This is a genomic window from Acinetobacter sp. NRRL B-65365 (genome assembly GCF_001605865.1).
In the GTDB taxonomy this organism is placed as follows: domain Bacteria; phylum Pseudomonadota; class Gammaproteobacteria; order Pseudomonadales; family Moraxellaceae; genus Acinetobacter; species Acinetobacter vivianii.
The window spans coordinates 14533-27110 of sequence record NZ_LRPD01000041.1 but is presented as its reverse complement, the minus strand read 5'-3'; the positions used below and the strand labels follow the sequence as shown (position 1 = coordinate 27110).

The following is a 12578-nucleotide window of genomic DNA, read 5'->3' as shown; positions in this document are numbered from 1 at the left end:
CATCGGTATGGTGTGAGCCATAGGTGATGGAGAAACTTCACCATTTTTTAAAGCGGTTAAAAACTCAAGACCTGTGTATTTCGGGCTTTCCATGAATCGTCCTTGGATGATTAAGCAATCTAACCACAATACGTATATTTTTATTTTAAAACATGTGCTTATGGTCTTTCTTTATAGAGATTTTACGATAATTTTGTTGAATCAGTGGAAATATATTTTGCTATAAGAAATTTTTTGATATTTTGGTGAGATTGAAACAATAAAAGTCCATTTAAGGAAAAAACGATATCTGCCCCCTAACGAAGGCAGTAACGTGGAAGGGAAAAACTATGCCTTTATATAAAGCTCCATTACGTGATATGCAATTTGTGCTGCATGAAATGCTTCAAACAGAACAGAACTACCAAGGTTTAAGCAAATATCAGGAAAGCGTAAATCGAGAATTAATTGATCAATATTTAGAAGCAGCAGCAGATTTTTGTGAAAATGAGTTGGCACCGATTAACCAAAATGGTGATCAGGAAGGATGTCATTTAAATCAAGGCGTAGTCACAACGCCGAAAGGTTTTAAAGAAGCCTACCAAAAATATGCTGAGTTAGGTTTTACCTCGTTAACGGCCGATCCAGAATATGGTGGGCAAGGCTTACCGACATTGTTGCGGATCGCTATTTCTGAAATGTTATGTGGTTCTAATTGGGCGTGGGCAATGTATCCGGGTTTGTCTCATGGCGCAATGAGAACCATTGAGCATCATGGTACTGAGCAACAAAAACAGCAGTATTTGACTAAACTCATTAGCGGAGTCTGGACTGGAACCATGTGTTTAACCGAATCACATGCGGGTTCGGACCTTGGATTAATTAGAACAAAAGCAGAACCAAATCCGGATGGTAGCTACTCCATTACGGGGGAAAAGATTTTTATATCGGCGGGTGAACACGATCTTTCTGAAAATATTATTCATATTGTTTTAGCTCGTTTGCCTCAGGCACCCGCAGGGACTAAAGGTATTTCTTTATTTATTGTGCCTAAATTTAATGTGGATGATGATGGTAATTTAGAAGACCGTAATAAAGTCGTCTGTAGCGCGATTGAACATAAAATGGGTATTCATGGAAATGCCACCTGCGTACTGAATTTTGATGGTGCGAAAGGTTATTTGATTGGTCCTGTAAATCGCGGGCTCAATTGTATGTTTACCTTTATGAACACCGCACGTATTGGAACCGCAGTACAAGGACTCGCTGCCTCTGAGATTTCATTTCAAGGTGCTTTAGCTTATGCAAAAGATCGCTTGGCAATGCGTTCTTTATCTGGAGCAAAATGTCCTGATAAAAATGCGGACCCCATTATTGTTCATCCTGCTGTACGTTCCATGTTAATGACTCAAAAAGCATTTTCAGAAGGTGGACGTGCATTAGCCTATTTTCTGGCTCAGCATGTCGATATTGTTGAGACTTCAGATGATCCCGAGCAGCGGAAAATTTCGGATGAGTTATTGGCCTTTTTAACTCCAATAGCCAAAGCATTTTTAACTGAATCGGGGAATGAGTCCGCTAAGCATGGGGTGCAGGTCTTTGGTGGGCATGGCTTTATTGTTGAACACGGGATGGAGCAAACTGTACGTGATGCAAGGATATCCACCTTATATGAAGGCACGACCGAAATTCAGTCTTTAGATTTACTGGCGCGCAAAGTGCTGAAGTCTGATAGAAAACTGCTAAAAAACATGACCGATTTAATTGAGCAGTTTATTGCGACAAATCAGTTAAATACAGCATTGTCTGCTTATACGGAAAAACTGGCTGAATTGAAGCAGCAGTGGTTATCTATTACCGAAGACGTTGCACAAAAAGCCAAGCAAAATCCTGAAGAAATTGGTGCGGCTTCAGTTGATTATCTGTATTTTTCCAGCTATGTGGTATTCGCCTATCTCTGGGCACGTATGGCGCAAGTTGCCCATGAAAAATTGGCTGATGGCACGCAAGAACAAAAATTCTATCAGGCCAAGCTCAGCACAGCGAAGTTCTTCTTTCAGAAGCTATTACATCGTACACAAGCACATGCGGCTTCTATTGCTTCTGGAGCAGAGTCAGTGATGGAACTTGATCAAGATGCTTTTTCATTCTGAGTCTGGTCCACGGATTGTAAATTTTTTTCAGAGAGTAACTAGAAATGGATTTTGAACATATTTTGATTCGTCAACACAACCGTGTCGGTTATTTGACGCTTAATCGCCCAGAAGTGCTGAATAGTTTCAATGAACAAATGCACCTTGAAATTGCGGCAGTTTTAGACCTGTGGGCGGTTGCAAAAGAAGTAAAAGTTATTGTGATTTCTGGTGCAGGTAAAGGTTTTTGCGCTGGACAGGATTTAAGATCAAGAAGTCATGATGTCATAGCTGCGCCAGATTATGATGCAGGTGCGGCTTTAGAAAAATTCTATAATCCGCTGGTACTTAAAATTACAGACATGGCTAAACCTGTAATCGCTGCGGTGAATGGTGTGGCTGCTGGTGCAGGCGCCAATTTGGCTTTAGCTTGTGATTTGGTGGTGGCGAAACAGTCTGCTTCATTTATACAGTCTTTTTGCAAAGTTGGTTTAATTCCTGATGCAGGTGGCACATGGAATTTACCGCATTTGATCGGTTTGGCCCGCGCAAAAGGGCTCACCATGTTGGGTGATAAGTTATCTGCTCAAAAAGCCTTGAATTGGGGATTGATTTGGGAGGTTTATGAAGATGAACTTTTCGAAGCGAGTGTTACCACATTGGCTGAACAGTTAGCTGAGCAGCCCAGTAGTTCGATTGCATTAATTAAAAAAGCTTTAAACTGCGCAACAGACAACAGTTTTGTTGAGCAATTGCAACTGGAGCGTGAATTTCAACGTATTGCAGGACAATCGGATAATTATAAAGAAGGAGTGGCTGCCTTTATGGAAAAGAGAAAACCAGACTTTAGCTAGAAGTATTAGATATTAATAATATTTAGTTCTGGAAAATGAAAACAGTACTTTAGGTCGAAAGTACTTCAAATAGGGATATAACATGAGTCTAAAAGAGATTGTATCGGTAAATGAATGGGATGCTCGCTGTCAGTTAGCAGCCTTATATCGGTTAATTGCTTATTATCGGATGACAGATCTTATTGATACTCATATCAGCCTACGTGTACCAGATGAGAATGGGCATTTTCTGATTAATCACTACGGTATTCCATTCGAAAAAATGAAAGCCTCTGATTTGGTTAAAATTGATGGTGAAGGCAATATCGTAGAACATTATGATGCAGGTAAAACGGTGAATGTTGCTGGTTTTGTTATTCATTCAGCATTGCATGCCGCTCGTCCCGACGTTCACTGTGTGATTCATACTCACACCGCAGATGGAATTGCAGTTTCAGCACAGAAGCATGGTTTGTTGCCAATATCGCAACACGCACTAAAATTTTATAAAAAAGTCAGTTATCACGAATATGAAGGTGTCGCACTATCGACTGAAGAGAGGACACGACTGGTGCAGGATCTGGGTGATCATCGTGTCATGATTTTAAGAAATCATGGATTGTTGGCAACAGGAGATAGTGTACAGCGTGCATTTCATGAAATTTATTTTTTAGAACGTGCATGTCAGGCGCAAATTAAGGCACTTGCAGGTGGGGCAGAATTGCATTTTCCTTCCGAACTGGTATGTGAACATACAACCAAGCAGTTCGAATCAAAAGGTGTGGAACAGATTATTTTAAATGCCTGGAATGCGGCCTTGTCTTTAATTGAACAGCAGCGTGAGGAATACTGCGCATGATTGTGATTTCCACTACTGTACCAAAAGTTCAAAAATGGCTTGAAGATGCCTTTTTACAATACGCACCACAAGGCTCCTATTGCCTAGCCGACAGCGAACAGGCGATTTATGCAACGACTGCTGTGTCGTGGTTTCCAGATTTAGATCATTTAGAAAAGTTGCCTGAATTAAAATTGATTCATTCGATGGCGGCGGGCGTTGAACACCTCAATTTAGATCGAATTGGTACACAATATAAAGTATGCCGAGTGGTTGATCAGCTTCATCAAAAGGGAATGTTCGATTATTTGCAATGGGGCGTTTTATATTATCAACGTTTTTTTGATCAGGCTTTTGTACAAAAGCGGCAACAACGTTGGCGGCAGTATCCGCAACGAGAACATGCTGAATTGAAAATTGGAATTATGGGCTTGGGGCAAATGGGCGGATATATGGCCAAGCAATTTGCTGCGCTCGGCTATCAAGTATCTGGTTGGTCTCGTAGCCCGAAAAATATTGCACATGTGAGCTGTTATGCAGGCGATGAAGATTTTGATATGTTTTTGGGACAGGCTGAAATTCTGATTAATTTATTGCCACTTACGGAAAATAATCAGGGTATTTTATCAAAATCTTTATTCGATCAGCTTCCTGAACAGGCCTGTATCATCAATTGTGGTCGTGGTCAGCACCTAGTTGAGCAGGATTTAATAAATTATCTGGATTCTGGACGTTTACGTGGCGCGATTCTGGATGTTTTTAGCAAAGAACCCTTAGTTGAAAATCATCCACTTTGGCAACATGAAAAAGTGGTGATCACGCCACATGTTGCGTCACATGCACCTTGGTCGGTTGTGGTGAACCAAATTTTAGAAAATGATCAGCGTGTTATTCAAGGGCAAGCATTATTAAATCAGGTGGACACTTTGAAGGGGTATTAATGGATAAATATTCTCAGTTCAAATCATTAGTCAGTCCTACCAACTTTTAATTGTGAATCGACTGACTGAGCCTATCATTTGTTATTTGACATGCCCAGTCGGTGATTGATTTTAAGATATTAGCCTTTATTACTGAGTTCTTTAGATAGCTCATCCCAACGTTGATTTGCGCTTTGCATCGACTGCATTTTGACATGACCAAAGCCGCGTACTTCTGCAGGAAGCTCGGCAATTTGTGCAGCTACTGTCAAATCATACTGTTGTGGTGCTGCAACAAGTGCTTTCACAAATCCAATGTAACGATCACGCCATGCATGTTCATGTTGGCGTTCTTCTTGACGTGCAAATGGATCAAGGAAGGTTTCGCGCAGCCATTGTAAGCGGGCAAGTAGCATCATAGGGAAACGCATCCAGTAACCAAAAATACGTTTACGTACATTGGTACCCAGTGTCGGTGGTGCGAGGTGGTAGGATAAACGCACACCACGCCCGAATTGCGATTCGATTGATTTTTTAAAGCTTGCGCCTGTCAGCAAGCGGGCAACTTCATATTCATCTTTATAGGCCATTACACGATACAGCTGTGTAGCGATTGTGGTTGCAAGCGCTTCAGGCAACATTTTAGACGCTTGTTCTGCAAGATTTCTATATGTATCAGCATAAGCATCATTCCAATAATCTTGCAAACGGACTGAACGATCATGAATCAGTTCTGGCAGCGTTTGCGGTGCATTCTGTTTTGGCAGACTGTCGAGTAGACGCTTCGCCAGATCTGGATCGCTTGCAAGATGACAACCTACGCGGAAAGCTTCAAGATTCTTTTCAACTGCTGTGCCATTCAGTTGAATCGCTTTTTCAATACTTTCGCGCAGTAATGGAATCTGACCAGATTGCCATGCCATTCCCAGCAAAATCTGATTGGCAAAGATGGCATCACCCAAGACCTGGGTGGCAATACGCGCAGCAGGTAAAGACACCAGTTTACCTTGATCAACATGACCACGAAGACGATTGATCAAATCCGTAATTGGCGCAAACCAGTCACGTTTATTAATAAAGTCAGATGTCGGTGAGCCATCTTCATTGACAATGACCATTGCATTTGGTTTTAAACGTGACAAGGCTGCATTACTGCCTGCCACCACTGCATCAGCACCAATAAGAAGGTCACATTGACCCGCAGGGATTTTAGTTGCGGAAATTTGCTCGTCATCTGAGGCCAATTGAACATAGGAATAAACTGTACCACCTTTTTGAGCCAGTCCTGCCATGTCCATGACGCGTGCTGCTTTACCTTCCAGATGCGCGGCCATTCCCAATAATGCGCCGACGGTGACCACACCAGTACCACCCACACCACCGACCATGATTCGGCTTGGTGTTGTATCAAGTTGAGGAAGAATCGGACGTTCAGGCCAACCCGTAGCAAAACCCTCAAACTTGGCTGGACGTTTCATATCACGGGTATGTACCGTCACAAAACTTGGGCAGAAACCTTCGACACAGGTAAAGTCTTTATTACAGCTGCTTTGGTTAATTTGACGTTTGGTGCCCAAAGCCGTTTCTACTGGCTCAATTGAAAGACAATTTGATTTTTTCGAGCAATCGCCACAGCCTTCACAGATATCACTATTGATGTAAAGGCGTTCAGCAGGGTCAGGGTAAGCATCACGTTTACGGCGACGACGTTTTTCACTGGCACAGGTCTGAACATAAATTAAAGCGGTGACACCAGAAATCTCACGCAATTCACGTTGCACGGTGTCCAAATCATTTCTGTGGCGGATTTCTACATTGGGCGCAAGGTGTTCTTCTGCATGAATCAACGCTGGTTCATCCGTTACGATGATCTGTTTTTTAATCCCTTCCGCATCAAGCTGGCGAGTCAGTTGTGCGACACTCAAATGTCCATCGACATGTTGTCCGCCAGTCATGGCAACTGCATCGTTATAAAGGATTTTATAGGTGATATTGATATTGGCTGCAATGGCTTGTCGAATTGCCAAATAGCCTGAATGGAAGTAGGTTCCATCACCGAGATTGGCAAAAATATGCTTTTCATTGGTAAAGTGCGATGCACCCGCCCAGCTCACGCCTTCACCGCCCATTTGCGAGAAAGTTTCCGTTCCGCGATCCAGTGACACCGCAATATAGTGACAACCGATACCGCCTAGGGCGCGACTGCCTTCTGGCACCACGGTGGAGGTATTATGCGGACAACCGCTACAGAAATAAGGTTTGCGGTCTGCCAGATCCAGCACACGGCGTGACTCTTGTTCTGCTTTTTGCAATAAATCGATGCGATTCTGAATTTGTTGTCTTAAATTCTCTGGTAAATCGAGTTGTAGAAAACGTGCTGCCAGCATTTTGGCAATCGGTTCGGGTTGGAACTCATAATGACCAATCAGCGGTGCCTCCTCGATGGAGGTACTCCATTCACCTTTACCATGAATTGCTTTGCCAATGACATGTGGACGTTTCTCATCAGGCAGGGAATACAGTTCATCTTTGATCTGTGATTCAAGAATAGGGCGTTTCTCTTCAACCACAATCAGCTCTTTTAGTCCTTCGGCAAATTCACGAATACCTTGCGGTTCTAAAGGCCAGATCAACCCAACTTGATAAACCCGTAGCCCAAGTTGTTGAGCCGTTTCATTCTCAATTCCTAAAATGCGTAAAGCTTCAATGGTATCGAGATAGCCTTTACCACTGGCAACAATCCCGATGCGGGCATTTTCACAAGGCCAAGTGGTCTGATTCAACTGATTGGCACGTGCATAGGCCAGTACAGCAGGTAAACGATGTTGATACAGGCGTTGTTCTTGCTGAATGCCATGATCAGGCCAGCGAATATTGACACCATCAGCAGGGAAATCGACATCTTCTGGAATTATGGGAACGACTCGATCTAAATCAACATTGACCGAAGCCGAAGTTTCTACAATTTCACTGACCAGTTTCATTGAGGTCCATACCCCAGCAAAACGGGACATTGCAACTGCATGCACACCCAGATCAAGAATATGTTGTACTGAGGTTGGATAGAAAATCGGAAGACCGCAGCCAATCATGACATGTTCAGATTGGTGTGGAACCGTAGATGATTTACAGGAGTGATCATCACCAAATAAAGCGACCACACCGCCATGTTCAGAAGTTCCAGCAAGATTGGCATGACGCAGCACATCACCTGAACGGTCTACACCTGGGCCTTTGCCATACCACCATGAGGTGACGCCATCATATTTTCCCTGGCCTGCAAGGTTGGCTTGCTGGGTGCCCCAGATTGCGGTTGCTGCTAAATCTTCATTGATACCGGGTTGAAAGACGACATGATGATCTTTAAGTATGCCTCCAATTTGCCAAAGGAAATTATCATAATTACCTACAGGGGAACCGCGATAACCTGAAATGAAGCCAGCTGTATGCAACCCGTTCAATTCATCACGGCGAGTCTGTGCTAGAGGTAACCGAACGAGTGCCTGAATGCCTGTCATGTAGGCTGAACCGTGATCACTGATATATTTATCATCCAGTGATACATCTTTAGTAGCGATCATTTTTGGAGTAACTTTTGTCGCTATATTCATTTATATCTCCTTAGAATTCTCGTAGTTTTGACTACTTGTTTTTTCAACATCCGGTTGAATATTTGGAGTAAGTACATAACAATTAAAAAGATTGAACAGTTCGGGATAAAAAAAGACCTGATCAATGTATGTACATTAATGTCATTGTGGTTGATCCAAACTGGTGCAACAATGCGTAATTTAGAAAAAGATATTTACGTTATGCGCAAAAATCTTGATGGTGGACTCTTGCATGCAATGAATGCCTTCCTGAAAGTGATTGATAGCGGGAGTTTCACGGCTGCCGCTGAACAGATGGAACTGACAACTGCGCAAGTTTCGCGATTAATTAGCGAATTAGAAGGGCGTTTAGGTACAAAACTACTACAACGATCAACCCGACAGCATGCCTTGACCGAGATCGGTGAGACCTATGCCGAGCAGTGTCGTCAGGTGCTTGCCATGGTGGAAGAAGCTGAAGCACAGGCAATGGGCATGGCAACAAAACCGCAAGGACGTTTACGGGTACTGAGTATGGCCAGCTTTGGTCATCACTATCTTGCACCGATGATGGCGGAGTTCTGTCAAACCTATCCTGATTTGACGGTTGAATATCGAACCTCACAAAATGTACCCGATCTTTTAGGTAAGGGCATTGATGTAAGTCTCTATTTGACTGAATCTCTAGCGGATTCGAGATTTGTAGCCCGTCGTATTGGTACGATTTTTTCGGTGTTATGTGCTTCACCTGCTTATCTGGAAAAGCATGGTGAACCTCAATCGCTGGATGATTTGCAGAAGCACGCCTGTTTACGCTTGGTCAATCCATCCATTACCCCGCAATGGCATCTGACCAGTGAAAATAGCTGTTCATATCAGATTGATATCAATGGCCCACTCATTGCCGATACGCCTGAGTTGTTACTGGATGTAGTTCAACAGGATATGGGCATTGCCTTACTGCCAACTTTTTCATCGATTGATGCAATTCGCACAGGTCGATTACGCCGTATTTTACCAGCGTGGCGTTCTCCTGATATCGGGGTGTATACCTTATTGCCTTCAAGGGATTTTGTGGATGTAAAAACGAGGACATGGCTGGAGTGGGTCGAGCAACATATTTCTCCAAAAATACAGCAAGATACGGATTATTTTCTATAAATTGTTTGAGGAGTGGTAGAAAAGGAACCAAAAATAATAAGGATTAAAATTAAAAAAATGCTTCTTTAGAAAGAGGCATTTCATACCGATATAAATAATAGATTTAAAAAATTACATGAGGGATTTAGTCCCAATTCTTGAGCAGAATGAGAGAACGTTGAGCTCTGATCAAACTTAATTGATTAAGCATATTGCCTGACAGTAAGAGAATACAAATCTATATATGGCTAAGCGCATTTTGTTTGCCAATAGGCATTGGCATAATTCGACAAGCTTTTTCGGTTGAGTACATTGCTAATATTTTGGCTGGCTTGCATTAGCTTTTCTAAATCGATGCCAGTTTCAAAGCCCATATGTGATAGCAAATAGAACAGATCTTCGGTCGCAACATTGCCAGAAGCGCCTTTGGCATACGGGCAGCCACCCAGTCCCGCAAGAGACGAGTCAAAAATGCGAATGCCTTGCTGTAAAGATTGATAAATATTGGCAATCGCCATGCCATAGGTATTGTGAAAATGCCCAGCCAAAACCTTGCTGTCGAGTTCAGCAAGGCAGGCTTGCCAAACCTTTTGAACGCGATCTGGAGTAGCTGTGCCAATAGTTTCACCCAAAGACACTTCATAGCAGCCCATGTCATAGAGCCGTTTAACAACTTTCACCACTTGTTCAGGGGCAATTGCGCCTTCATAAGGACAATCGACAATACAAGAGACATAACCGCGTACACGGATGTTATGTGCTTTGGCTGCGGCCATGACATCGCTAAACTTCTCAAAGCTTTCGTCGATTGAGCAGTTAATGTTTTTACGTGTAAAGCTTTCAGAAGCTGCAGTAAACACCGCAACTTCTTTGCATCCTACCGCTTGAGCAGTTTCAAAACCTTTGATATTGGGCGTGAGCAGGCTAAATTGCACATCGGTTGTTTGGGGGAGTTGCCTAAATAGCTCATCACTTTGAGCCATTTGCGGCACCCATTTTGCCGAAACGCATGAACCGACTTCAATAGATTTTAGGCCTGTATGAATCAGGTCATTAATAAAGTTTAAGCGTTGTTCGACGGTTAAAGCCTGTTTTTCGTTTTGGAGGCCGTCTCTGGGACCGACCTCCACGATTTTGACAAACTCACTCATGCAACTTCCTCCTGTGCAGGCTGAAATTCCACAAGCTCATCGCCAGCTTTGACTTGATCACCGACTTGGAAATAGGAATCTACAATCAAGCCGTCTTTAGGGGCACGAATGGTGTATTCCATTTTCATTGCTTCAAGCGTCATTAAAATATCGTCTTTCTTCACGCTATGATTTGCGCTCACCAGTACTTGCGTGACCACACCCGGCATTGGCGCTTTAAGGTGGCCTTCGTCGCCTTGGTGATCTGCTTGATTAAAGTCTTGGCGGATATAAGCAAACTTGTAGCTTTGTCCATTTTGGAACAAGGTAATGCCTTGCTGACTTTGGTTAAAAGACAGCTTTTGCTGAGTCTCACCAATTTGAATGGATGAGGTGTGTGTATCAATCAATTGGCCCGAAATCGGGTAGCTTTGTCCGTTATATTCTGCGGTGAAACCATCTTGATTTGAGGCAAATTTAATTTTAATGTTCTGATCTAAATAGTTCAGTTTAATACTGTGCTGATAAGCAATATTTAAACGCCAAAGTGGTTGAGCCTGCCAAAGCTGTTTTTGGCTTGAGCGATTGTTATTAAGTTTACTGAGAAATTCAATAAATGCCGCTGCGACAATAATCTCAGTTTTTGTCTGTTGTGTGTTAAACAGAAAATCATGTTCACGTTGAATCAGGTTGGTATCCAATTTGGCTTGTTTAAACGATTCGCTACGAACAATCTTTTCCAGAAAGGCAATATTGTTGCCTAAGCCATCGACATGGAATTGACTTAAAGCATGCTGCATTTGAATAAGCGCAGCTTCACGGTTTTTACCCCATACGATCAGTTTGGCAATCATTGGGTCGTAATAGGTCGTGATTTCATCACCTTCAACAATACCGCTGTCGACACGTACATATTGGTTTTGAGTTGGATAGTGCAAATAGTCAATTTTACCGATGGCAGGTAAAAAGCCTTTTTCAGGTTCTTCGGCGTAGATCCGTGCTTCAAGCGCATGCCCGTGAATCTGCAATTCGTTTTGTAGTTTAGGTAAAGGTTCGCCATAAGCCACACGAAGTTGCCATTCAACCAAGTCTTCACCTGTAATCATTTCGGTGACAGGGTGCTCGACTTGTAAACGGGTATTCATTTCCATGAAATACGCCGTTCCGTCTTGTTCCACAATAAACTCAACCGTACCTGCACCAACATAATTTACCGCACGTGCAGCATCAATTGCAGCCTGACGCATTGCATCAAGCTTTTCGCTTGGCATTTGTGGAGCAGGGGCTTCTTCTAGCACTTTTTGGTGGCGGCGTTGTACAGAACAATCACGTTCAAACAAATGCACATAGTTGCCATGCGTGTCACCAAACACTTGCACTTCAATATGTCGAGGTTGAATCACATAACGCTCAATCAAGACATCATCATTACCAAAGCTCGACTTGGCTTCACGCTTACACGAGGCTAAGGCATGCAGGAAATCTTCACTGCGTTCAACCAGACTCATGCCTTTACCACCGCCGCCAGCACTGGCTTTAATTAATACAGGATAGCCAATTTGATCTGCTTGTTGTTTTAAAAAGTTGGCATCTTGGTTGGTTCCGTGATAACCCGGTGTTAAAGGAACACCTGCTTTTTCCATTAACGCTTTCGAGGTCGCTTTTAAGCCCATCGCTAAAATGGCATCCACTGGCGGCCCAATAAAGCAAATGTTGTGCTGTTGGCAAGCGAGTGCGAATTGGTCATTTTCTGAAAGGAAGCCGTAGCCCGGATGCACCGCTTGGCTGCCTGTATCAATTGCTGCCTGAATAATGCGGTCGGCTTGTAAATAACTTTGTGTTGCAGGGGACTGACCAATATAAACCGCTTCATCGGCAAGTTTGACATGTTGTGCATTTGCATCTGCATCGGAGTAAACAGCAACCGTTGCAATCCCTAATTTTTTAGCTGTGCGAATCACACGGCAAGCAATTTCGCCACGGTTCGCAATTAAAATCTTTTCAAACATGATGATC

The 12578-nt window shown here is 43.0% G+C and carries 8 protein-coding genes and 1 pseudogene; 5 read left to right on the top strand and 4 right to left on the bottom strand.

Annotated elements, in window-relative coordinates:
• Nucleotides 1-108, bottom strand: a pseudogene (locus tag AWW72_RS19205) (phenylacetic acid degradation protein); the annotation flags it as partial.
• Between the two features lie 221 nt (nucleotides 109-329).
• Between AWW72_RS19205 and AWW72_RS14160 the strand changes: the two are divergent.
• The 4 genes from AWW72_RS14160 (at nucleotide 330) to AWW72_RS14145 (ending at nucleotide 4723) form a co-directional block, all read left to right on the top strand.
• Nucleotides 330-2132 carry an acyl-CoA dehydrogenase C-terminal domain-containing protein gene (locus tag AWW72_RS14160; protein ID WP_062847763.1) on the top strand — a complete coding sequence of 601 codons (1803 nt, stop codon included), beginning with the start codon at nucleotides 330-332 and terminating at the stop codon, nucleotides 2130-2132.
• Nucleotides 2133-2176: 44 nt separating this feature from the next.
• Complete coding sequence (paaG, locus tag AWW72_RS14155) at nucleotides 2177-2965, top strand: 2-(1,2-epoxy-1,2-dihydrophenyl)acetyl-CoA isomerase PaaG (RefSeq protein ID WP_062847762.1); 789 nt, start codon at nucleotides 2177-2179, stop codon at nucleotides 2963-2965.
• 82 nt (nucleotides 2966-3047) lie between these two features.
• On the top strand, nucleotides 3048-3803 hold the full coding sequence (locus tag AWW72_RS14150; protein ID WP_062847761.1) for a class II aldolase/adducin family protein: 756 nt from the start codon (nucleotides 3048-3050) through the stop codon (nucleotides 3801-3803).
• On the top strand, nucleotides 3800-4723 hold the full coding sequence (locus AWW72_RS14145) for a 2-hydroxyacid dehydrogenase (RefSeq protein ID WP_062847760.1): 924 nt from the start codon (nucleotides 3800-3802) through the stop codon (nucleotides 4721-4723). The genes AWW72_RS14150 and AWW72_RS14145 overlap by 4 nt, the downstream gene beginning before the upstream one ends.
• Nucleotides 4724-4842: 119 nt before the next feature.
• On the opposite strand, the gene AWW72_RS14140 is transcribed toward AWW72_RS14145, so the two are convergent.
• Nucleotides 4843-8313 carry an indolepyruvate ferredoxin oxidoreductase family protein gene (locus AWW72_RS14140; protein ID WP_062847759.1) on the bottom strand — a complete coding sequence of 1157 codons (3471 nt, stop codon included), beginning with the start codon at nucleotides 8311-8313 and terminating at the stop codon, nucleotides 4843-4845.
• A 201-nt stretch (nucleotides 8314-8514) separates the two neighbouring features.
• Between AWW72_RS14140 and AWW72_RS14135 the strand changes: the two genes are divergently transcribed.
• Nucleotides 8515-9453 carry a LysR family transcriptional regulator gene (locus tag AWW72_RS14135; protein WP_032810694.1) on the top strand — a complete coding sequence of 313 codons (939 nt, stop codon included), beginning with the start codon at nucleotides 8515-8517 and terminating at the stop codon, nucleotides 9451-9453.
• A 227-nt stretch (nucleotides 9454-9680) separates the two neighbouring features.
• Here the strand turns inward: AWW72_RS14135 and AWW72_RS14130 are convergent, their stop codons facing one another.
• The gene (locus tag AWW72_RS14130) at nucleotides 9681-10583 is read right to left on the bottom strand and encodes a hydroxymethylglutaryl-CoA lyase (RefSeq protein WP_062847758.1); all 903 of its coding nucleotides are present in this window, start codon (nucleotides 10581-10583) and stop codon (nucleotides 9681-9683) included.
• Nucleotides 10580-12571: an acetyl/propionyl/methylcrotonyl-CoA carboxylase subunit alpha gene (locus AWW72_RS14125; RefSeq protein WP_062847757.1), complete on the bottom strand. Its 1992-nt coding sequence runs from the start codon at nucleotides 12569-12571 to the stop codon at nucleotides 10580-10582. Before AWW72_RS14125 ends, AWW72_RS14130 begins: the two co-directional genes overlap by 4 nt.
• Nucleotides 12572-12578: the final 7 nt, after the last annotated feature.